This window comes from Sphingomonas sp. BL-S-28, assembly GCF_055521515.1.
In genome coordinates, this window is record NZ_CM145483.1 from 1,086,651 (window position 1) to 1,110,326 (window position 23,676).

Sequence of the window (23,676 nt, forward strand, 5' to 3'; positions counted from 1 at the left end):
CGAGCGATGGGGACGCGAGAGGATTGAAACGTGATCGACGCAACACAGGCCGAACCCACCGCCACGCCGACTCGGAGTGACGGACGGCCTACGGGTCGTGGAAGGCCGTCTCGCGCGCAATCAGTTGCAATTACCGAAGCAATCATAAAAGTCGCCACTGAGATGTTTCTCACGGACGGCTTCGACGCGACGACTATGGACGCCATAGCGCTCGCCGTCCCTGTCCCCAAAACGACGCTCTACAAGCGTTTTCCGGATAAGTTGGCCGTTCTCAATGCCGTACTCCACTCCAGGATCGCAACCTGGTCTCGAAAAACGACCCAGCAGTCCGCGCGATTGGGCAGCGACCTGCGCGAACGGCTGATCCATCACACGACCACCATGCTGGTGTGGACCACGAAACAAGAGGTTCGCGACTTCACACGCCTGGCACTAAGCGCCGTGGGGCGCGGCAACAGCGGCATTAGCGCCGAGTTTTTCGGCTATATCGAGATGGTCGCATACCTCCGAGATGAAGTCGTAACCTACGGCCCAGCGGCCAACATCAACGCCAAAAACCCCGAAAAGGTCGGGCAGGCGATCATGGCGATGATATCCGGATGGTTGAATATCCAGGGAATTGACCGGCCTTTGACCGCGGCACAAGCCCGCGAGCAGGCCGAGTTTATCGTCGGCATTCTTATGCAGGGTGCCGAAGTCTGGTGACGGGTCAGATCTGCAGTGCGGCTCGTTCCTACCTAGCCACAGGCAGGAATCCTAGCCGTTCGAGACGCGCCACGGAATCGCGGGCAACCGGTGCTATCTCGCCATTTGGCAATTGAATGGTGCGGTTGCGTCCGTCGACGTTGACCTCTGAAACACCGGAATCGGCAACCCACCAACTCCGATGAACTTGCTGGCCAGGCGTCCCCTCCATCTCAGCGATAGCATCGCGCAGCCGCATGAATAGAAGCTCACTGCCCGTTGTACCGTGGACTCGCACGTAATGGTCCTCACTTTGAATGGCGCTGACCGGCCCTTGAAACTTTGAACTCAGACGCTTCATCAGGCGCGTTTCGCTGAGTGCGGCCGAGGTTGAAGACATCTCCTGGGCGACGATTTGTATTTCCCCAACCGGCTCTGCAAGGCTGTGGGGGAGCATAACATTTGGTCGATCAGCTGGTCGTTTTTCTGAAAGGTGGGCATCCGTACGTCTGGCCCACCAGACGACGACAAGCACCGTCATCGCGCTGAGCAACGCAAAGGGGAGAATTCCGATGAACCCTCCCAACTCCCGAAAAAATACGCTGGCGCCCCATCTCCATATCAATGCGAGAGGGAAGCTCGAGATAGCCACGCCCCAGAAAACAAGAGTGCTCTTGGGTAAATCCATCGCTGAGGCGACCATGCTCCACAATACGATCGACGGCCGAACGAGAACGTAGGCGCCCATTAAATGGATCCACCAGTTTAGGACCCGTTCGGGAAAATCGGCTTGAAGGTATGTCCCGAAGGGGCCGAGGAATCCGACAATCGCCGCGAACACGATCATCGCCCAGAGTTCAATCACAATGCGGCGTATCCTGTTCACGTCTTCTCCTGCCGATTGGCGATGCGCGAACCGGAAAATACCGATACGGCGCCGATTTCACGTCATTTTTGCTACCGTAACGTAAACCCGGTTGCGGGCCAATCGCGGCATGCCACTTAGTCGCCAACAGCTGAACACTTCGGTTCGGCAATGGAGATTTGATCATGGCTACCGCCCAATATCGCCCCGTTTTGTTCGCAGGCACCCTTGCTGTCGTTGCTCATATCGTTGCCTTCGCGATTGCTCTGAGCTGAGGTCCAAAATGTTTTCCTGGTTTAGCGCGGAACATGCTTTGTCATTGTGGCTTTGGGCATTCCTGGCCACGGGATTCGTCTGGGGGGTTGCCAGCGGATTTTTCAAAGCCCGGAAAATTCAGCCCAGGGGCTTCAAGTGGAAGACATTCCGCAACGAAGTGTTGTTCGCAACGGTCAACCTGACTGTCACCGCGTTTCTGCTGGGGCCGACCACCGGTTGGCTCAAAGCACAAAGCTGGATCACGTTTGCCTCAAGCCCCGCGAGTTGGTGGGTGATCGCACTGGAATATGCGCTCTATTTTTTCCTATTCGACACTTACTTCTACTGGCTTCACCGTTGGATGCACAAAGAACCTTTCTACACGTGGGTTCACAAGCTCCATCACCGTTCCACATCGCCGAACCTGTTGACCACTTTGTCGGTCAGCCCGTTGGAATCGCTCATCAACGGTGGCTTCGTACCGCTGTTCCTGACCCTTTTCACGGTGCACGACGCAACAATGGCGCTGATTGCGCCGACCAACATCATCATGGGTCTTTACGTCCATACCGGCTATGAATTCTTGCCGCGCTGGTGGAACCGAAGTTGGGCAACGAAGTGGTTCATCACCACGACCTTCCACGACCAGCACCATCGCTATTTCAACGGCAACTACGGCGGCTACACGACGATCTGGGACCATCTGTGTGGTACGGTACGCAAGAAGTATGAGGCGGACTTCGCTGCGATCAAGGACCGGTCCCGTACGGTTCGGCCGCCCCTGGATGCCCCAGTGGCAACTCAAGCTGCAGCGGCCGAATGACGTAGACCCGGAAAGAACCGGGTGATGAACAAAGAGGATTGCCGCCGATGCGACATCGGCTGCGATCCTCGCTGTGAGCGTGAATCATACGCAAAAACAGTCGCCTACCGAAACGTATAAGCGCGCTGCACAGCGTGCTCGGGCGTCCAATGCCAGTGCCAGAACATTACAAAATTCAAGTTAGCAGGGAGAGAAGAATGACCGGGTTGCGGATACGGGCGGCGCTCATGTTGGCGGGTTCAATCGCAGTGCTCGGCAACGCTCATGCCTCGCGGGCAGAACCTGCTCAGTCCGATAGGCCTGCTCTCGACGAAGAGTTCGAAAATCCACCCGCCGCTGCGCGGCCGCGCGTCTGGTGGCACTGGATGAACGGCAACATCACAGAAGACGGAATCGCCAAAGACATCGAGTGGATGCAGCGTATCGGGCTTGGTGGACTGCAGAACTTCGATGCAAACCAGGATACCCCCCAGATCGTCGCCAAACGTCTCCCCTATATTTCCCCGGACTGGCGACATGCGTTCAAGTTCGCCGCTGAAAAAGCTGAGGCGTCCGGCTTGGAGCTCGCTATCGCATCTTCGCCGGGCTGGTCGGAAACCGGCGGACCATGGGTACCTCCGGCAGACGCAATGAAGAAGCTGTCATGGTCGGAAAAGCTGATCGTTGCGGGAGCCGGCAGCCCTATCCAGCTTCCAGCACCTGCAGAGACGACCGGTCCGTATCAACACTTGTCGGCCGAGACGGCCGACGCGGCCACGATGTACCGTGATATCGCCGTCTTTGCCTACCGCGTGAACCACCCGAACTCTCTCCCGGTGCCGGTCTATCATTCCGCTGACGGTCAGTTGCTTAACGGCGACGCCCTTGCCGATGACAGCCTCACGTCGTTCGCGCCGCTGAAGGCAGGCTCGCGGGAGGCTCCTGGTACCATCAACATCGATTTCCCGTCCGTTCAGATCGTGCGATCGCTCACCCTTTTCGTACCCGGCATAGCCCCCAACCCCCGCGGGCCCGGCCTCCTTCCTCGCCTTGAGGTCAGCGAGGACGGGCAGGCCTGGACGAAAGTGATCGACATCCCGGTCAGCGATGCCCCCAGCACATCAAGCTTCGCGCCTGTGACCGGTGCGCACTTTCGCGTGATCTTCGCACAACGACCCGGTGCCAGCAGCGCTTTCGGCAGCGGTGTTCCGGGCAAGCTCGAGGTTCGGCAGCTTACGTTGTCGGGGGAGAGCCGAGTCAATCTGTTTCAAGCGAAGGCCGGTTTCGCCACGGTACCCGATTATTACGCGCTCGACGCTGGGGTAGATAAGGACGCGAAGGGCCTCGCGGCCTCAGATATCGTCGACTTAACGAAACGGGTCAAATCGGACGGCACGGTCGACTGGAAACCCCTCTCCGGGACGTGGCGAATTGTGAGGCTGGGGTGGTCCTTGATCGGCAAGACGAACCACCCCGCCAGCCCTGAGGCGACCGGGCTAGAGGTGGACAAGCTCGACCCCGCAGCCGTGCGCCGCTATCTCGACCACTATCTCGGAACCTACCGGGAAACCACAGGCAGCCAGTTGTTTGGATCTGCCGGCGTCCGGGCACTAGTCAACGACTCCACTGAGGTTGGACCGTTCAATTGGACCCCGGCATTGCCCGCCGAATTCCGCCGTTTGCGCGGCTATGACCTTACGCCGTGGCTTCCTGCATTGACTGGAGCGATTGTTGGATCACGCCAACAAACCGACGCCTTCCTCTACGACTTCCGCCGCACAATCGGGGAACTCCACGCTACAGCGCACTACGGCACGATCGCCGAGGTCGGTCATCAAAACGGCCTCAAGCTTTACGGGGAAGCCCTCGAGAATGCGCGAAGCACATTGGGCGACGACATGCGAATGCGCAGCTTCACAGACTACCCCATGTCCGCCATGTGGTATGTCCCCCGCAACGCATCCATCCCTGGCCCGTTCATTGCAGATGTGAAAGGCGCTGCGTCCGTCGCCCACGTTTATGGTCAGAACATTGCAGCGGCAGAATCGCTCACCTCGATCATGATGCCTTGGGCCACGGGGCCTAACGAGCTTAAGCGGATCATCGATTTCGAATTTGTGCTCGGGATCAACCGGCCGGTCATCCATACTTCCGTTCATCAGCCCGTTGACGACAAGGTACCGGGCTTGTCGCTTGGCATGTTCGGCCAGTATTTTACTCGCCACGAAACCTGGGCTGAAATGGCACGGCCCTGGATCGACTACATCTCTCGAAGCTCCCTGTTGCTTCAGCAGGGACGCAACGTCGCCGACGTTGCCTATTTCTATGGCGAAGAAGCGCCGCTCACGAGCCTCTTCGCGGGCGGTTTACCCTCCGAGGTCCCTCGCCAATACGCGTACGATTTCGTCAATCCAGATGCCGTGCTGCGCCTCCTGAAAGTCGACGGAAAGGATCTGATCACGCCGACCGGTGCGCGATACCACGTGCTCTATCTCGGCGGCTCGAGCTCCAGAATGACTCTTCCAGTTCTGAAGCGAATTGCTGCCTTAGCAGCAGAGGGCGCCACCATAATCGGCACTCGACCCACGAGCTCGCCCAGCCTTGCAGATGATCCCGCCCAATTTGCGTTCTTGGTGCGAAGACTATGGTCGGGCGCACCGATCACGCGGGTAGGGAAAGGACAGGTCATCACTGGATCTGACGTCGCTGGCGCGCTCAGCACCCTGGGGCTCGTGCCGGACTTCGAGTACAAGTCCCCTCTCGCCGACACCCAGCTGCTTTTCCTACATCGCAAACTTCACGATGGTGACGCCTACTTCGTCACAAACCGGCAAAACCGACCGGAAACTGTCGAGGCAAGCTTCCGCGTCACCGGCATGGCCCCCGAGCTGTGGCGAGCGACGACCGGTAAGACGGAGCCGCTCTCGTATCGTATCGAGCAAGGGAAAACGATTGTCCCCCTGCAGTTGGCAGAGGAAGACGCCGTCTTCATCGTGTTTCGCCAACCGACAACGACGACAGCTCGCACGGTGTCATCTCCGGCTCCTGTGATGCTAGGAGAGCTCAGCGGGCCGTGGAAAGTCGGCTTCCAAGCCGATCGCGGCGCGCCAAAATCAATCAGTCTGGAGCACCTCGTATCGCTCAGCGAAAGCCAGGATCCGGGGGTGCGTTACTTCTCCGGTGTGGCCACGTATTCGCAAAGCTTTTCCGCCCCTTCGGATTGGCGCCCCGGCATGAAAACCTGGATAGACCTGGGGGATCTACGAGATGTCGGAAGTGTCACCGTAAACGGCCATTACGTCGGCGGGCTCTGGCATGCTCCCTATCGCCTAGAGATCGGCGGGTTCCTTCAGCCAGGTCAAAACGCGATCGAGATCAAGGTCGCCAATCTGTGGGTCAATCGGCTTATCGGCGACCAGCAGGGCGACCTCGACAAGGTGACTTGGACAAGCTTTCCCGCTTACAGCAAAACATCCAAGTTGAGGCCTTCGGGACTGCTCGGCCCCATCCGGTTGCTCGGCGAGAAGGATTCTGAAGGTGCCCCGGCCAACTAAAGCTGGGGGACGGTGCCTGATTTAATTCATTGTTTCTGGCGGATCACATGTCCCAGGCTCTACCGCCTGGGACATTTCACAATCGGAACAGCGTAATCTTCGATGCACCGGCAATCCCACTGGTTAGTCAGGAATGACGGTAGCTATCACCTTGCTTTCGAGAAACTCCTCCAGTCCCTCAATGCCCCACTCACGACCAATTCCACTGGCTTTTCGGCCGCCGAACGGAAGATCACCGGCGATGCACATTCCGCCGTTGACACTAACCGAACCGGTTCGAATGCGCCTGGCCATGGCTTCCGCGCGACCAGTATCTTCTGAAACGATGCCGCCCGATAAGCCGTACGCGCTGTCATTGGCGATGCGAATGGCATCGTCGTCATCTTCGAAGGGGATGACGACGAGCACGGGGCCGAAAATTTCCTCCTGCGCAATGCGCATGTCGTTCGTGACATCGACAAAGCAAGTCGGCTCGACAAAGAATCCACTTCCCTTGTCCGGGCGAAGCTGGCCGCCCGCGAGCAGCGTCGCACCCTCAGCGATGCCGAGTTCGATATATCCATGAACCCGATCGAGTTGACGCTGCGAAATCACAGGGCCCATGACATGGGCCGGATTATCAAATTCTCCCCAATTGTCCGTGAAGGCAGAATAGGCATGCCTCAAAGCCTCCACCGCTTCGGCATAACGGCTACGCGGAACCAGTAGGCGGGACTGCACAGCGCAACCTTGCCCTGCGTGGAACACAAGCATGGACTGTGCGACCTCGCGGCTAAAATCTGGCGCGTCATCGAGGATGATCTTCGCCGACTTCCCCCCGAGCTCCAAAAAGACGCGCTTAAGCGATCTCGCTCCTGCCTCCATGATGCGTTGACCCACGCCGGTGGAACCAGTGAAACTGATGAGATCGACCCGAGGGTCTCCTACCAGCAGTTCTCCCGCAAGGGCAGGATCGTGACCCGTGATGACGTTCAGGACGCCCGGCGGGATCCCTGCCGCGTCAGCCCATCGTCCGAAGATTGCGCCCATGCCCGGCGTGTCCGGTGCTGGCTTTAGGACAACCGTACAGCCCGCGAGCAGCGCCGACACGACCTTACCAACGTTTACGTAAAGTGGCACGTTCCAGGGAGTAATCGCTCCCACCACACCGATGGGCTCGTACACGACTTTGCGCCGCGTCGTGCTGCCGTGGTGCACGCGATTTCCAAAGTCTCGCTCCCATTGCAGATCCGGGAAAATGGATAGCAAATCCTTGAAGCAAGTGATGGCTTGATCGACGTGTGCGCGGCGCGCGGCACCGAGAGCTGCTCCTGCTTCAAGGCGAGCCAAGGCAGTGATGCTCTCTTGGTCATTCGCCATTATCTCGTACATCTTGGTCAGCTTGGCGAAGCGGCCCGCGTGATCGCATTGCCAGTCGGAGTTGTCGAATGCATCGCGCGCAGCGGCGATCGCCGCGTCGACATCCTCGCTGCTGGCATCTGCAGCCGAACCGACAACCAAACCTGACCAGGGATTGATCACGTCGAACCTTCGGCCGCCCTGCGCATCACAATACGCCCCGGCGATGAACAACTTCGCGTCGGGAAGGCGATCTATTTCACCCATCGAAATTCCTCTCCATCTTTCTTCACGGCATGACACGCCGTCTCCCATCAAGCGGTGTGCGCCGCAGAATTCCGGGCCCAACGGTGCGCCAGAATATTCTTGCTCACCGTCTACGATGCCATTTAAGCTACGGAAAGTGCGTTTTACGGTGACTGACATCCGTCGGCGGCGCGATCGGTTCCGCGGCCCTTTGAATCGCTCGTGAGCTTCGATTCAGCATAGCAATTTGCCGTCACGCCATATATGGACGATTGGTACATTTAAGGCACGGCCCACTCGAATCTATCGTTACGGGACAACGGGCAAAATGGAGAAGGAACCTGAGCATGATCACGTACAAAACGATTGCCTTCGCAGCGGTGCTTTCGCTGGCTTCAACCGCGAACGCCCAGGCTTCCAAGTCGACGACGTCCGCCCCGGCGGCGCAAGCGCCTTCAAAGGCTCCGCGTTACACTACCGAAGGAACCGACATCGGAACGCTTCTCGACGACCCTGATTCGAAGGCAATTCTCGCCAAGTATCTTCCCGACCTGGTGAAGAGCGATCAGATCGACATGGCGCGCGGCATGACGCTGAAGGCGATCCAGCAGTATTCGAGCGACATGATCACGGACGAAAAACTAGCGGCAATTGACGCAGACCTCGCCAAGCTTCCTCCGAAGAAGTGAACTCCTGATCAGTGGGGTGGCTTTTAGAGCCGCTCCACGCACACCTGGCCAGGGATCCCCCTTGCCGGACATCACCACCCCACAGCTTCAATGTGGGGTGCCCGTTTGCGCGTTCGCGAGGGAAGAGACTAACGTGCGTATCTTCAAGGCAACTGCCAAAACGGCACTTCTCGCGGGCCTCTGCTGGTCACAATTCGTTCCAGCGGAACCCGCTGGTGCTGGCACTGCAACACGTAACCAAGGTAGTGAGAGTGCAGAAGCCCGCGCACGCGCATTGCTTGCCAAGTTGTCTCCCGAGGAAAAGGCCGGCCAACTCAGCCAGTATTTCTACTTCGCTCAGGTCCCCCGACTTGCTCAGGAAGTCGAAAAAGAGATCGCAGCAGGCCACGCTGGCGCGGCGCTGTTCGTCACCGATCCCAAGCTGATCAATCGTGCGCAAAAGATCGCTGTGGAACAGTCTCCTCACGGCATTCCGTTGCTGTTCGGGTTCGACGTCATCCATGGCCTGCATACCATTTTCCCAGCGCCGCTCGGAATGGCAGCATCGTGGGATCCGGCCGTAGCGGAGCGCTCGCAGGCGGTTGCGGCGAAAGAAGCGCGCGCGGTTGGCCTGCATTGGACCTTCGCACCGAACGTCGACATCGCGCGCGATGCGCGCTGGGGGCGGATCTTCGAAGGGGCCGGTGAAGACCCGTACTTGGGATCGGCGATGGCCGCAGCCCAGGTTCGCGGTTTCCAAGGTTCCTATATAGGCGCACCGGATCATATCATCGCAGGACCCAAGCACTTCGCTGGCTACGGCGCCGCGACCGGTGGACGCGACTACGATGAAGTTGCCCTTTCCGACAGCGATCTGTGGAATGTTTATCTGCCACCGTTCAAGGCGGCCATCGACGCGGGCGCGGGCAACATCATGAGCGCCTACATGCCGGTCAACGGCGTTCCCGCGACGGGAAACCATTGGCTGCTGACCAAGGTGCTGCGCGAAACCTGGGGTTTCAAGGGCTTTGTCGTTAGCGATGCCGATGCGGTCAATTCTCTGACCCAGCACGGCTTCGCAAAGGATGCCGCCGACGCTGCGCTCCGTGCGTTCAAGGCCGGGGCCAACATGGAAATGATCCCACCTACCCGTCCCGCAACCATGCAGAATCTCGTTGAGGCGCTGGCACAGGGAAAGATTACCACTGCGGAGTTGGATCAGGCCGTCCTCCCCATCCTGGAAATGAAGTTTCGCATGGGGTTGTTCGAGAAGCCATATGTCGATGAAGCCGCAGCGGCCAAAGTCTGGGCCGATCCCGCACATCGAACCCAAGCGCGCATAGCGGCCGAACGATCAGCGGTCCTGTTGAAGAACGAGGCTTCAGTGCTTCCGCTGGACCGCCATGCCCTCAAATCCATCGCCGTGATCGGGCCTCTGGCCGACAGCACGAGGGACGTCCTGGGGTCTTGGGTGTTCCCGCTGAACAAGCCGGAGGGAGCCAGTATTCTCACCGGAATTAAAGCTAAGCTCGGCACAAGCGTTCAGATCACCTACTCGGAAGGCGTCCGGATGCCGGCGCGTACGTTCCCCTCACCGTTTGTGATGATCGATGGAACGCCTGCAAAACGGCCGCCCCTCGACGAAACGAGCGAGATCGCGCACGCAGTCAGCCTAGCGCAAAATGCTGACGTGTCCGTGCTGGTACTTGGGGAAGGTCAGGACATGAGCGGCGAAGCCGCCTCGCGTGCGTCCTTCGAACTGCCTGGCCGCCAGCAAGAACTGCTCGACGCCGTCGTCGCAACCGGCAAGCCGGTGGTGGTTCTGCTCATGAGCGTGCGGCCAATCAATCTGCATGATACCAAAGCTGCCGCGATCATGGACCTCTGGTATCCTGGAAGCGAAGGCGCTGCCGCTGCTGCCAATCTGTTGGTCGGCGACGCTGTGCCCGGCGGCAAGTTGCCGATTTCCTGGATACGCAGCGCTTCCCAGGCACCAGTGACCTATGCCCATCTCACCACGCATGATCCGGCAAACACCGACAAGCGATACTGGGATGGAACCAGCGCCCCCACCTATCCGTTCGGGCACGGCCTCAGTTATACCACCTTCGCGTACAACGATCTGAAGGTCGAGAAGCCATCGTATCCGGCCGCGGACGTCAAGATCAGCGTCGATCTCGCCAACACGGGCAGGCGGGCCGGGGATGAGGTTGCGCAGCTCTACATCCACCAACGCTACGGCACTTCGGCGCGGCCCGTGCGCGAACTCAAGGGCTTCCAGCGCGTCACACTGAAGCCCGGCGAACACCGGACCGTTACCTTCACTCTTCGCCCCGACGACCTTCGGTACTGGAGTGCGGCCACAGGCGGTTGGGTTCAGGACGAAGCCCCCTTTGATGTCTGGATCGGCGGCAGCTCGGCCGCAAGCCTGCATGGCGAGTTCGAAATTTCAGGCCATTGAAGCTCCAAAGGATCCGCGAAGATGGACGCTCCCAAGTACCCCGCCGCCAAAGCCTTTGTCGCACCGCAGCGAATTCCCCGTCCGCTTTCTACGCGCGAAACGTCGATTGCCGAACTTCGGGCAATTCCGGAGGCATGGGCCATGGTTTCGGCCGAAATCCCCAATGTCGAAGCCCGGATTGGTAACGAGATGATCAAGCCGCACCTGGGAAACTTTTCGTTCCAATCGCTGATCCAGTTCGGGGTCGTCAAAGCGGATGCGCTTGCCCGGCTAGATGAGCGCCTCAAAACACTGGGAGCACGCTGATGGATTTCGAAGGTTTGAAGGCCGATCGCCGTCAGGTGCTCGCAGCGGCGGCCGTATGTGCAGTGTCCGGCATGCCGGCGGCCGCCCAGGCTGCTTCGATGCGAACCAGCGCAATCGAACCTTCTGCGTCGACACGCCGCGAGCCCTTCGATGCAGACTGGTGTTTCCAGCTGGGTACGATCGAGGGTGCCGAAAACGGGCAGTTCGACGATGGGCACTGGCGAAGCGTCCATCTCCCGCACGACTGGAGCATCGAGGACCTTCCCGATCAGTCTCCTAATGCCGTTGTTGGTCCGTTCGACAAGAAGGCCATCGGCCGAACTGCCACCGGCTTCACGCGCGGCGGCGAAGGATGGTATCGCAAGCGCTTCCGGGTTGATGGTTACCCTGCCGACGCCCGGATTGAGATCTTGTTCGACGGGTCCTACACAGAGACCGATGTCTGGTTAAATGGGCAACCTGTTGGCCGCAGCGTCGCCGGATACGCACCGTTTGCGGTAGACCTCACACCGCGACTCAATCGGACAGGCGACAATGTCCTTGCGGTACGCGTCCGCAACCTTGGCCGCAACAGCCGCTGGTATTCGGGATCGGGTCTCTATCGATCCGTCGAACTGGACGCGATGCCTGCCGACAGCCGCCTCGACCGTTGGGGTGTCGCCGCCTCAACCTCAAAGTTGAGCCAGGGCACGGCTTTCATCGACGTTGCCACCACTGTAGTAACACCGGGGCGTCGTGATATCCTCCGCACGAAGCTTGTCGAGCAAGACGGCAGCGTGGCGTGCGAAGCCAGTGGCCCCGCCGCCAAATCCGTCAAACAGAGCATGAAGCTACGGGGACCGAGGCTATGGTCTGCTGACAATCCCAATCTCTACACGTTGCGGACCGAGCTTGTTCGCGACGGAAATGTACTCGACCGCATCGAGCAGCCTTTCGGCATCCGGATCGTCGATTTCGACCCACGGATTGGCATGTCTGTGAACGGAACACGCGTGAAACTGCGCGGCGGCTGCATCCATCACGATAACGGCCTGCTGGGCGCCTGCGCCTTTCCGGATGCCGATGAACGCCGGCTGCGCCTGCTGAAGGCCCGCGGCTTCAACGCCATTCGATCGTCGCACAATCCGGCTTCCCGCAGCCTGCGCGAAGCATGCGACCGCGTGGGCGTCTACCTGATCGAAGAAGCTTTCGATGCCTGGCATGTCGGAAAGGAGCCTCAGGACTTTGCTGGGGAATTCAAGGAGCATTGGCGCGACGTAGTTGATGCGATGGTTCAATCCGCTCGCAATAACCCGTCCGTCATCATGTGGAGCATCGGCAACGAAATTCCCTTCCGTTCGACCGATGAGGGCGTCGAGTGGCAATGGAAGCTCGCCAATGCCGTCCGCAACCTGGATTCAACACGCCCGATCACCGCTGGCCTAAATGGCGTCCTCGGCAGCGAGATGATCGCGCAGGAAGGCACCGCCCGCGTCGGCCGAGCCGGCAAAAAGGATAATGCTTCCACCATCTTTCTCGACGTTCCGGGATATAACTATCGCCTTGAGGACATCGAAAGCGAAGAGACGGTTCACCCCGAAAGGGTCATTTATGCATCCGAGACATTCGCTCGCGATGTTTACGATTATCAGGCGCTGAGCGAGAAAGCCCCCTACTTCCTGGGCGAGTTCCTTTGGACTGCCATGGACTACATCGGTGAGGCCGGAATTGGCGCAACAGCGCGGATCAAGAACGGCAATTATCCGATCTATCTCCCTACGTTTCCCTGGGTCAATGCGTGGTGCGGCGACCTCGACCTCATCGGGCAACAGAAAGCGGCCTCCCTGGCTCGCGACGTCGTCTGGGGCATCAGTCCACTGGAAATGACGGTTCAGCGCCCCGGGCCCGAAGGCACGTTCGAATATGTGTCGAACTGGGGATGGTCGGATGAACTCGCCAGTTGGACATGGCCGGGCTCCGAAGGCCGAACCCTCAATGTCCGTGTGCATGCAGCAGGCGATAAGGTCGAACTGCGGCTGAACGGGGAACTGGTTGGAGAAAAGGCGCTTACTTCACAGGATCACCGCCGGACAGAGTTTGAGATCGCCTATGCTCCGGGGAAACTCGAAGCTGTAACTTACCGAAAAGGGCAAGTGCTTGCCCGCAAGCAGCTCGAAACCGTGAAGCCTGCCTCTCGACTACAGTCCGTTCTCGAAACGCCTCAAGGCCAATCCGGGCGAGACAGACTAAGTTACGTTCGGATCGAAGTAGTCGACGACGCTGGCAGGTTGCTTCCTGACGATGGGCGTCGCATCGATATCGCCATCGATGGCCCGGCAAGTCTGGCCGGCTTCGGTAGCGCCAACCCAATGGCTACCGGCTCCCTCACGAGCTCCAGCACCGACACTTTCAGAGGGCGAGCCCTCCTGATCTTGAGAGGCACAGGGGTCGAGGGACCGGTTACTGTCAGGGTTCGCTCAATCGGATTACCGGAATTACCAATCGTACTGCCAATGGCGTGATGAGCATCATGTGCAACGCCGGAATTCCTCTTCCGGCGTTGTGCTCCGCAGAAGACTGAAAGGCCTCGTCCATGTTCGATCTGTCGCGCCGAACTCTGTTTTCAAATGCCGCACTGGGGGTCCTTGGAATCGCGAGCCAGTCAGCATGGGCAGATGGACCTGCCCCACTTGGCGGAGGCGGCGGAAAGTTCGATCCAACGCCCTACGTCAATCCCGAGTTGCGCAGGTTCATACCGCAAGCTTTGTTGCAGACTCATTTCCCGCTGACGGCGCAAAACTTGCCGCGAATGCGTCAGGGTGCAGCATCCTTCGCCGCCCCGCCGTTGCAAACCCCTTCATGGGCTCCCCGAACGATCCCTGGGCCAAAAAATGGCCCCGAAGTGACAGTCTACGTCGTGAACCCCGCCAAGCCTGGGGACCACAAGCCCGCAATCCTCCACATGCACGGCGGCGGGTTCGTCATCGGTTCAGCCAAAGGCGATATCGCCAGGCTACAACCACTGGCAGCTGCGCTAGACTGCGTGATCGTCACCGTAGAATACCGACTGGCTCCAGAGGTGACCTACGCCGGTTCGGTTGAGGACAATTACGCGGCACTGAAATGGCTATATGGATCCGCCGAGCAGTTGGGTGTCGATCGAAATCGAATTGCCGTGATGGGCGGCAGTGCAGGTGGTGGGCATGCTGCGATCCTGGCAATCACTGCTCGCGATCGTGGCGAGTTTCCGTTGATCTACCAGGCGCTGACCTTTCCTATGCTCGACGACCGAACCGGGAGCACGGTCCACAAGCCGCCGTATCAAGGTGCGTTGGTTTGGACGCCAGAGCATAACCGATTTGGCTGGACGGCCTTTCTTGGCGTGCCCGCAGGGTCGGATCAAGTGCCGCACGGAGTGGTGCCAGCACGCGTCACAGATCTGCGTGGACTACCCCCCGCCTTCATTGGCGTGGGCTCCATCGATCTCTTTGTCGACGAAGATATCGAATATGCGCGCCGGCTGATTGCAACTGGAAATTCGGTCACGCTCAATGTCGTTCCCGGCGCATTCCACGGTTTTGACGGTCTGCCCGGCACACGTATCGGCGAGCACTTCAACGCCGCGTTGATAGCTGCACTCGCCGCTGCCTTCACAGCCTGAAGGCAACGCACCCACTATTCCAAGGAAGCCCGCCTGTATGGAACGGAAGCGCCGCCCAATCCGCCTCGCGCGTTCGATAGTCAGCTTGTTACTGTCAGCGGGTTTGGTCATCCCAATTGCCAGCGGTGCGAGTGATCGCAGGCAGGCGACCTACGCCAACCCCATCAATCTGCCTTATCGATATCAGGTCCCTGTCAAGGGAGACAGGCTGCAGATCGCGCCCGATCAACCCTACCGTGAGGCCGCCGATCCCACCGTAATAACGTTCGCGGGAGAATATTGGCTCTTTGCCTCACATTCAAAGGGCTATTGGCACTCGAAAGATTTAAAAAAATGGAATTTTATCGCTGCCTATGGGCACGATATCGACAAATTTGCACCTACTGTCGTCGTCATCGACGGCAAGATGTATCTCGCCGTAAGCGAATTTGCCAACCGCATTTGGACGACTGACGATCCGTTGACTGGACAGTGGCATGAAGCCGCGACCATCAAACCAGGCTACGTCGATCCAGCGTTGTTCCGCGATAACGACGGTCGTTTATACATGTACGATGGCCTCGCCCCCGCTGGCCCCCTCCACGGCTATGAACTCGATTCCAAGACATTCCAGCGCCTGTCGAAGATCGACATTCCGCAATCTCGAGATAAGGCAACTCGGGGGTGGGAAGTACCTGGCGATAATAACGAGAACGTCTCAGGCTACTCGTACGTAGAAGGCTCTTGGCTCACCAAACATAAAGGCAGATATTATCTGGAATACTCCGCACCCGGGACAGAATATCGTACATATGCCAACGGAATGTTGGTTGCAGAATCACCTCTTGGCCCGTTTACCTACCAAACATCCAGCCCGTTCGCCTTTAAGCCGACCGGCTTCATTGCCGGCGCAGGCCATGGAAGCACGCTCAAAGGCCTTGATGGGAACTGGTGGCATTTCGGGACTATGACCATTTCCAAGCGCCACAATTTCGAACGGCGCTTGGGACTGTTCCCTACGAAGTTCACATCGTCCGGCGACCTGATCGCGGATACATACCTCGGCGATTATCCGCACTTCATAGGCAATGGGCGCAAACTGACGGGATGGATGCTCCTGTCGCGCAATAAGGCGGTAACCGCCTCGTCGAGCCTCGACGGCCTGCCCCCCAAAAACGCCAATGACGAGGATGTTCGTACCTGGTGGTCGGCTAAGACTGGGAATCCCGGCGAATGGTTCCAGATTGATCTTGGTCAGGTGAAGCGCGTTGAGGCCGTGCAGATCAATTTTGCAGATCAGGACAGCCGGGGACGAGGCATAAGCTCGGACGTCTACAAGTACGAACTTTCGATTTCGAACGACGGCCAGTCTTGGCGGACCGTAATCGACCACTCGCATGCGGGGCAGGATGCTCCACATGACTACCAAGTTCTCCCTAAAGCAGCCAAGGCTCGGTTCGTCCGCCTCCGCAACGTCCATTCTCCGGACCAAGGGAAATTTTCTCTTTATGATCTTCGAGTTTTCGGCATCGGCGGTGGCGAGCCGCCGACCAAAGTTCCCATTCCGATAGTTCAGAGAGATGCATCCGACGGCCGTCATGCGACAATAAGCTGGGCGCCCAGCGCCAGAGCAGAATTCTATATCGTTAGGATCGGGACGACGCCGAAGCTTATGAATCAAAACTTCCAAATATATGATAACCAAACTCGGATTGATGTCAGAAGCCTTAATATCGGCGCGCACTATTTCGCAACGATAGATGCGGTTAATGAAAACGGTATCGCGAAATCGGATAAGATTGCATGTTTCGATTAATTGCAGTCGATCTAATTGCTTCAACGACATGTAGATGCGATGTGCTAGAGATGGTATCTGATCGAACACGAAGGCTTCGACCCATGAAAATGTATTTCTCGGCGTTCGCAATCGCCGCGTTCACTGCCTCCGCCGCTCTACCCGCCAATGCCGAAAGCAAAACAGCCAGTTCCGCAGCTCTCCGCTCCGTCACGGACTGCCCGATGCGCGACATGCCATTTTCCGTCGATTCACCACTGATCGACGTCTTGTTGAGCCCGGCCGCAAAAGCCTTGGTCGATGGTGCCGATCCTTCTCAGAAGTCTCGCATCCCAGCGCAATTCAGCGGAGGACAGGTGCCGAGCTTCAGCGCCATCATTACGCTCAAAGAGGCCTCGCGCTTCACTGGCATGAAGCAGGACCAACTAGGTCCACTCGATCAACGCTTGCGTGCGCTGCCCGTAACCGCGGCGGACAAGGTGGCACGCTGCGCCCGATACGATAATGAAGTGCCGAAATTCGCCCCATCTTCAGCACGCCCGCGACTTCTCTTGTTCGAGAAAATCGTAGGTTTCCGTGATGGCCCCTCAGTTGCTGCAGCGCATCAAGCCCTCTCGGAAATGGCGCAACGTAAGGGCTGGACAATTGAGACGACCGACAAAGCCGGCGCCTTCAATAAGAAGACCCTCCGCCAGTTCGACGCGGTAATCTGGAACAACATCAGCGGCGATGTGCTGAGCCTTTCCCAACGACGGGCTTTGCAAGACTACATGAAAGACGGGGGAGGTTTCGTCGGCATTCATGGCAGCGCCGGCGACCCCGTGTACTTCTGGGATTGGTATCCCGACAAGCTGATTGGCGCGCGCTTCAAGGGACATCCTATGAACCCGCAATTCCAGCAGGCGCGGGTTGTCGTGAACCACCAGCATCCCTTGGCTGCGACATTACCGACCGATTGGATCATGGAGGACGAATGGTATTCGTTCTCGACCAACCCACGTGCAGTAGGAGCAGACGTGCTGCTCTCTCTAGATGAGAGCACCTATAAGCCCGAAGGCATGGGTCAGGATTTACGCATGGGAGACCATCCGATCGCCTGGACGAACTGCGTTGGTAACGGACGAATGTTCTATTCCGCGATCGGCCATATGCCGCAGACTTATAACCAGCCACAGAACGTGGCGATGCTCGAAGCTGCTATTGACTGGACGGCGAACAAGAAATCGGCGTGTTCCCAAAGATAGTCTACCGTCATTCCGCCGGCGGTAGTTTCCATCGGATTGCTACGTGACGCTTAAATTCGACCACTCAGTTCAAGTGCAATTAAATATTACGATAGGGAGGAGGCCAGTCGACCAGTCAGTATCTCCTTAAGATACGCGATCCTTCTTTGGTGATTTTTGCCCCCGCGCCGGAGTCGGTCTCCCAAAGGGAGAGATGAATCAAACTCAGTGCTAATGCCTACGGCTTCATCCACGCAGCCTCGCCTGGGAGAACTACGCTATGAAGGTAATAAAGCAAGTTGGCTTGTCGGTGCTGATTGCTCTGATCACATCCGTGTCCGGGGGCTGCGCATCCCAAGATTTCCTTGCCGCAACGAAACCTGACGCACTAGGCAATTATGTTGCCATGGGCAGCTCGTTCGCGGCCGGTCCTGGTCTACCTCCCGAGATCGAAGGGAAATCGGACCGTTGTTCACGATCCTCCGTCAACTACGCTCATATTCTCGCGCGGAGTAAGAATCTCAACCTGACTGACGTCAGTTGTAGTGGTGCTGCAACCGCCAATGTCCTCAAGGCCTGGAATGAACTGCCGCCACAGATCGCAGCGGTAACCTCGCAGACCGAGCTGGTCACGATCACTATTGGAGGCAATGACGTTGGCTATGTCGGCGGACTGATCAAGGCCGCCATGTGTAACGAGTTGAAGCCTGCCCCGAGTCAATGTCTCAATAGCAGCCAGCCCGACGAGCAAGCCTGGGCAAATCTTGAAGGTGCGATACATGATATCGTCAGGCAAGTTCGCCTACGCTCGCCTCGAGCGCGTATCATCTTCCTCGACTATGTCACTATCGTGCCTAAAGTAGGCACTTGCCCGCAACTGGCAATTCCCGCCGACAAGCTTCAGGCAAGCCGCATTATTGCCGAGCGTCTGGCGGCGACGACGCAGCGGGCTGCAGAGGCGGATGGCGCCCAGGTCTTGAGGATATCGGCTCTCTCAAGCGAGCATGGGGCCTGTGACGCAGATCCGTGGAGTAACGGTTGGGCGTTGAAAAAAGAATTTGGAGGCGCGCGCTTTCATCCCAATGCGCATGGCATGGAAGAAATCGCCAAGGCCCTTGAGGAGTTCATCACGGCTCCCGGTTCTTGAAAAACACCTCGTCACGCAATTTGACACCATTAACAGACTGAGCGCGCCCGCTTGCAGAATTGCGAACCGGGGCGTTATTGTCTTCAGCCTTGATGCTCGAAGAAGAAACCGGCGCCTGCGGCTGCAGCGACCAGCCCGTCCGTTGGCGCATCGACTTCGACATATCCCAATGCCGAAGTGATACGAGACAATCTGGGCAAAAGTGAGGAATAGCCCATCTCGCCGTTACCAATGACAACCGCATGATCGGTGACGCTTCGTCCCCGTGTTCGATCTATGTCCTTGAGATGGAGCGACGTGGTGCGCTCGCCCAAGCGAGCTAGTATCGCAAGCGGCGCGACTCCCGCATACCAGCACCAGGCATGATCTAGTTCAATGCTGACATCGCTTGGAGACGTGGTCCCCAGTATCACATCCAAAGGAGTTTCTCCCCCGTCCAAGGGCAGGAAGTCCCACCAGTGGGTATGATAGGCGAAGCGTACACCACTTGCCCTGCACTCAGTCCCTATTTTCCTGAGTTCGGGCAACCATGCCTCGAACTCCGCGCGCGTCGCCACGCCAAGTTGTCGTGTAAGAAAAGGTGGCGCGGCAGTCATGGCAACTGCCGGCGCGTTTATTTCCGCGGCCTGGGCAATTTGCTTCTGGTAATCTGCGCCCTTCGGAATGAAGCGAACCACGCCGACTTCCATGCCAGCGTCTCGCACAATCTTGGCCTTCAAATCTGGTGAAAGCTCGGACGAATTGGGAGCGAAGGCGGCGAGGCGAAAACCAAAATGTGAGTAGCCCATCGCGGCGATCGCGCGAATCGTGCCCGCATAGTCCTGCCTCAGTTCCTTGCCGACGGTAACATCCGCAAGGCCAAGTTGTGGACGCGGACGAGCCTGGAGGTTCGGGGCAGCTTCCAGAACTCCAACCGCAACGCCGGTGCACAGGAAGGTACGGCGGTCAATCGCCACTGTGCGCCTCGTAAGATTGCTGCGACATTCCAAAAGAACGATAGGAAATCTCCGAAATCCCCGTCATTGGATCCACACCTCGGGATATGCACGGATCTTGTTCACACGAGAGCATCGGCATCTGGCAATCGTGATCCGCAAGTCCGCTCTAAACGAGCACTTTGCTGGCACTCTCGGCAACGAAAGGCCAATTTAATATACCATCGGTTCATTTATATCGCCTAGGCGTTTGTCACGCTATACCAATCGTAAATTGCAGTGCTCCGGACCTCCTTCACGAGGTTTCCAACTGTCTGCTTGTCGCTCTTGGAGCGGGTGACTCCCACATCAAACCTTGTCACGCTCACGCCTTGACGAGAGCCCAGGGCCTTTCCATCTGACCGGGGCAAATCTGAACCATGCGAGCCAAAGATACGATGACGACCGATTCCGCTATCGCCTCTGAAACCCGCGCCTTTGAGGCGGATGTCTCCAAGCTGCTGCACATGATGGTCCACTCCGTCTATTCGGACCGGGACGTATTCCTGCGCGAGCTGATCTCGAATGCTGCCGACGCGTGCGAGAAGCTGCGCTATGAAGCGATCGCCGACCCGTCGCTCCTGGGCGAGGACCCGCAGCCGCGGATCACCGTCACGCTGGACAAGGAAGCCGGCACACTGACCGTGGCGGACAACGGCATCGGCATGACCGCTGCCGACATGGGCGAGACGCTCGGCACCATCGCTCGCTCCGGGACCAAGGCTTTCATGGACAGGCTCTCCGCGGAAAAGAACGGAGAAGGCCAGCAGCTCATCGGTCAGTTCGGCGTCGGTTTCTATTCGGCGTTCATGGTGGCGGGCAAAGTCGACGTCGTGTCGCGGCGAGCGGGTGAAAGCGGCGCGGCGAGCTGGTCGTCCGATGGGCTTGGCACTTATACCATCGCGCCCGTCGATCCGGCGCAGGCGCCTGCACGCGGCACCAAGGTCATTCTCCATCTTCTGGATGACGCGAAAAGCTATGCGGAGCCCTACACCGTCGAGCGGATCGTCAAGGCCCAGTCGGGCCATGTACCGGTGCCGATCTTCATCGAGGAAGCCGGAAGCGACGAGGAAGCGCGGCAGCTCGCGGACGGTGCGGCGCTGTGGGCCAAGCCGAAGTCCGAAATCAGCGAGGAAGACTACGCCGACTTCTATCGCAGCGTGGCGGGCCAGTTCGATAAGCCCGCCCTGACGCTTCATTACCGGGCAGAGGGACGGCATGAGTATTCGGTGCTGACTTTCATTCCGGAGAGCAAGCCGTTCGACCTTTTCGATCCCGATCGCAGTGGGCGCATCAAGCTTTACGTCCGGCGCGTGTTCATCACCGATGAGGCGGAAATCCTGCCGCGCTATCTGCGCTTCGTGCGAGGCCTCGTCGATTCCGCAGACCTGCCGCTCAACATGTCGCGCGAGATGATCCAGGACAGCCCCGTCCTTTCCGCAATCCAGAAAGGCGTGAGCAACCGCGTTCTTTCCGAGCTGGAGAAGCTCGCCGACGCCGAGCCCGAACGCTACGCGGCAATCTGGGAGAACTTCGGGGCCGTGCTGAAGGAAGGTCTCTACGAAGACTTTGCGCGGCGCGAGACCCTGCTCGGCCTTGCTCGCTTCAAGACCACTACCTCGAACGGTGAGTGGCGCTCGCTCAAGGATTACATCTCCGCCCTGAAGGAAAACCAGACGGCGATCTACTATGCGACGGGAACCGACCTCGAACGGATCGCCGATTCCCCTCAGCTTGAGGGTTTCAGAGCCCGCGGCATCGAAGTGCTGCTGCTGCCCGACCAGATCGACAACTTCTGGACGTCGATGGGCGCGGACTACGAAGGCAAGCCGTTCAAGTCGGTTACGCAGGGTGCGGCCGATCTCAGCCTCATTCCCCTGGTCGAAGGTCGCGAACCAACCAAGGCCGCGGAAGATGTGACGGGGTTCATCGATTTCGCCAAGGAAGCCCTGGCAGCCCATGTCTCCGACGTTCGGGTTTCGGACCGCCTGACCACGAGCGCGGTTTGCATTGTCGCCCCCGACAACGCGATGGACCTCCAGCTCGAGAAGATGCTGGCGTCCGCCGGCCGAGGGCCAGAGCGGGCGAAGCCCATCCTGGAAGTCAACGCCGGGCACACGCTGATCGGGAAGCTGGCGCAAAGCAACGCCACAGACGATGAACGGCGCGACCTTTCGTTTCTTCTCCTCGACGAAGCCCGGATCGCCGAGGGCGAAGCGCCGGCCGACCCACGGGCTTTCGTGGAGCGGCTTGAGCGCTTGATGGCCAAATCTCTATGAAGCCTGCGAGGGGAGCCCCTTGGCTCCCCTCTGGCGTTGCCCAGACTATCTTTCAGCTGTCGGCGATGTGCTAGCGGGCCGTTACCCCAGCTTTTTCATCAGCCGCCCAGCGGCACCATGCTCGGCCGCAAGGTTGCGATTGTACGCCAGAGGCATGCGCGGGCTTTTCCAGCGCAGCGCGTCCATGATCCCGGCCAAGTCCTCGCCGCTGGCAAACAGGTCCTGGTTGAGCCCGACCCGCGTCGAGTGCCCGCTCACCTGGCCGAGCAGCCGCGCCAAATCGTCACGCGTCAGATCGGGTAGCGCCCCCGTGTCGAACGCGCGCGTGATGATCGCGCGCCAGATCGGCCCGACCGAAGAGGGATGCAATGGCCCTGCCCCACCGTGTATTCGGTGCGCGCCGGCACCGCCGGCTTGGGCAAGGTCTTGCGCAGATCCCAGGCCTCCCGGCCGGAGATCGTCGCCAGCTTGCGCCCCGGTTGCCGCGCCCGCGCCTTGTAGCGCCGCACGATCACCCGGCGGAACAGCGGTCCCTCGTCGATGTCCGCCGCCGCGGTCCATGCCGCCACCGCGCGCACGGTGCGCGGCGAGAGATAGGCGGTGGCGCCCTCGCATTCGGGATCGCCCTTGCTGCGCGTGATCCGCAGCAGCCGCGCCTCGGGATCGATTGCTTCCATCAGATCTTCGAGCTTCACCGCCACCAGTTCGCGCACACGCAGCCCGGTGTCGTACGCGAGGCTGAGCAGCGCACAGTCGCGCAGGCCCGTCAGGTCCTCGCCGCAGGCGTCGAGCAGCGCGCGGACATTGAGCCCGCGCGCCGGATCGCGCTCGACATCGCGAACCGGCCCCTTGAAGCGCAGCGGCGCGGCCTGGCGCTGGGCAACGCCCTTGTCACGGCGGATCGCCGACAGCGTCAGCTTGACCCACGGCGCTCCAGTCGGATCGGCGAGGCCAAGCAACTGGTGAAGCTTGGCGATCGAGGCCTTGTAGCGCGAGAGCGAGACGGGCCTGGCGCCCTCCCCTGCCCGCGCCTGCAGATAGTCGGCCACGTCCTGCGGCTGCGCCGGCAGCGTGAAGCGTCCCGCCTGACGGCACCACAAGTCGAAGGCGGCGAGATCCGAGCGCAGCGCCAACAGCGAATGCCGCGAACTGGCGGCGGCGTAAGCGGCGAGGAGCGCGGCATCGATCGCGACCCGTTCGAACGCGCGCAGCGAGACGAAGAACGCCGACAGCTCCGTTCCCGGATCAGCTGTGGGGTGGCCCGATCGCGGCCCCGTCTCCCGGCATTGCGGTAATATCGCGGATTTCCGCCATTTCGCGTCCTTGGGCCGCACGGCTGTGCGGGCTGCCATCCTTATAGACCCGCGCGATATGGACATGCGATAACTGCCATACCCGCATGTTCATCGCCTGTTCCGCTCGCAGGAAGCCATTCCCACACCCGCCATGTCGACGAAACA

15 protein-coding genes and 1 pseudogene are annotated in these 23,676 nt (G+C 59.2%); 12 read left to right on the plus strand and 4 right to left on the minus strand.

The window, feature by feature from the left end:
* Positions 1–30: 30 nt before the first annotated feature.
* Complete coding sequence (locus tag ACZ1JC_RS04670) at positions 31–705, plus strand: TetR/AcrR family transcriptional regulator (RefSeq protein WP_465139078.1); 675 nt, start codon at positions 31–33, stop codon at positions 703–705.
* Positions 706–733: 28 nt separating this feature from the next.
* Here ACZ1JC_RS04670 and ACZ1JC_RS04675 read toward each other — a convergent pair whose 3' ends face one another.
* On the minus strand, positions 734–1,570 hold the full coding sequence (locus tag ACZ1JC_RS04675; RefSeq protein WP_465139077.1) for a LytTR family DNA-binding domain-containing protein: 837 nt from the start codon (positions 1,568–1,570) through the stop codon (positions 734–736).
* Between the two features lie 262 nt (positions 1,571–1,832).
* Between ACZ1JC_RS04675 and ACZ1JC_RS04680 the strand changes: the two genes are divergently transcribed.
* Together ACZ1JC_RS04680 and ACZ1JC_RS04685 are read left to right on the plus strand one after the other, a co-directional pair.
* Complete coding sequence (locus tag ACZ1JC_RS04680) at positions 1,833–2,627, plus strand: sterol desaturase family protein (RefSeq protein WP_465139076.1); 795 nt, start codon at positions 1,833–1,835, stop codon at positions 2,625–2,627.
* A 197-nt stretch (positions 2,628–2,824) separates the two neighbouring features.
* Positions 2,825–6,160 carry a glycosyl hydrolase gene (locus ACZ1JC_RS04685; RefSeq protein WP_465139075.1) on the plus strand — a complete coding sequence of 1,112 codons (3,336 nt, stop codon included), beginning with the start codon at positions 2,825–2,827 and terminating at the stop codon, positions 6,158–6,160.
* 123 nt (positions 6,161–6,283) lie between these two features.
* Here the strand turns inward: ACZ1JC_RS04685 and ACZ1JC_RS04690 are convergent, their stop codons facing one another.
* Positions 6,284–7,756: an aldehyde dehydrogenase family protein gene (locus ACZ1JC_RS04690; protein ID WP_465140297.1), complete on the minus strand. Its 1,473-nt coding sequence runs from the start codon at positions 7,754–7,756 to the stop codon at positions 6,284–6,286.
* Positions 7,757–8,091: 335 nt separating this feature from the next.
* Between ACZ1JC_RS04690 and ACZ1JC_RS04695 the strand changes: the two genes are divergently transcribed.
* From ACZ1JC_RS04695 to ACZ1JC_RS04730, 8 genes are all read left to right on the plus strand, one after another.
* Positions 8,092–8,433 (plus strand): hypothetical protein, encoded by a 342-nt coding sequence (locus ACZ1JC_RS04695; protein ID WP_465139074.1) that lies wholly within the window; start codon positions 8,092–8,094, stop codon positions 8,431–8,433.
* A 133-nt stretch (positions 8,434–8,566) separates the two neighbouring features.
* On the plus strand, positions 8,567–10,873 hold the full coding sequence (locus tag ACZ1JC_RS04700; protein WP_465139073.1) for a glycoside hydrolase family 3 N-terminal domain-containing protein: 2,307 nt from the start codon (positions 8,567–8,569) through the stop codon (positions 10,871–10,873).
* A gap of 21 nt (positions 10,874–10,894) precedes the next feature.
* Positions 10,895–11,179: a hypothetical protein gene (locus ACZ1JC_RS04705; RefSeq protein WP_465139072.1), complete on the plus strand. Its 285-nt coding sequence runs from the start codon at positions 10,895–10,897 to the stop codon at positions 11,177–11,179.
* On the plus strand, positions 11,179–13,680 hold the full coding sequence (locus tag ACZ1JC_RS04710) for a glycoside hydrolase family 2 TIM barrel-domain containing protein (protein WP_465139071.1): 2,502 nt from the start codon (positions 11,179–11,181) through the stop codon (positions 13,678–13,680). The genes ACZ1JC_RS04705 and ACZ1JC_RS04710 overlap by 1 nt, the downstream gene beginning before the upstream one ends.
* A 71-nt stretch (positions 13,681–13,751) precedes the next feature.
* Complete coding sequence (locus ACZ1JC_RS04715) at positions 13,752–14,819, plus strand: alpha/beta hydrolase (RefSeq protein WP_465139070.1); 1,068 nt, start codon at positions 13,752–13,754, stop codon at positions 14,817–14,819.
* 37 nt (positions 14,820–14,856) lie between these two features.
* Entirely contained in the window at positions 14,857–16,614 is a 1,758-nt protein-coding gene (locus tag ACZ1JC_RS04720; RefSeq protein WP_465139069.1) for a family 43 glycosylhydrolase, read from the plus strand.
* 83 nt (positions 16,615–16,697) lie between these two features.
* Positions 16,698–17,837 (plus strand): ThuA domain-containing protein, encoded by a 1,140-nt coding sequence (locus tag ACZ1JC_RS04725; RefSeq protein WP_465139068.1) that lies wholly within the window; start codon positions 16,698–16,700, stop codon positions 17,835–17,837.
* A 259-nt stretch (positions 17,838–18,096) separates the two neighbouring features.
* Positions 18,097–18,963 (plus strand): SGNH/GDSL hydrolase family protein, encoded by an 867-nt coding sequence (locus tag ACZ1JC_RS04730; protein ID WP_465139067.1) that lies wholly within the window; start codon positions 18,097–18,099, stop codon positions 18,961–18,963.
* Between the two features lie 83 nt (positions 18,964–19,046).
* Here ACZ1JC_RS04730 and ACZ1JC_RS04735 read toward each other — a convergent pair whose 3' ends face one another.
* On the minus strand, positions 19,047–19,919 hold the full coding sequence (locus ACZ1JC_RS04735; RefSeq protein WP_465139066.1) for a sugar phosphate isomerase/epimerase family protein: 873 nt from the start codon (positions 19,917–19,919) through the stop codon (positions 19,047–19,049).
* 416 nt (positions 19,920–20,335) lie between these two features.
* On the opposite strand from ACZ1JC_RS04735, the gene htpG reads away from it, so the two are divergent.
* Positions 20,336–22,216: a molecular chaperone HtpG gene (gene htpG / locus ACZ1JC_RS04740; protein WP_465139065.1), complete on the plus strand. Its 1,881-nt coding sequence runs from the start codon at positions 20,336–20,338 to the stop codon at positions 22,214–22,216.
* Between the two features lie 81 nt (positions 22,217–22,297).
* Here htpG and ACZ1JC_RS04745 read toward each other — a convergent pair.
* A pseudogene (locus ACZ1JC_RS04745) lies at positions 22,298–23,448 on the minus strand (tyrosine-type recombinase/integrase).
* Positions 23,449–23,676: the final 228 nt, after the last annotated feature.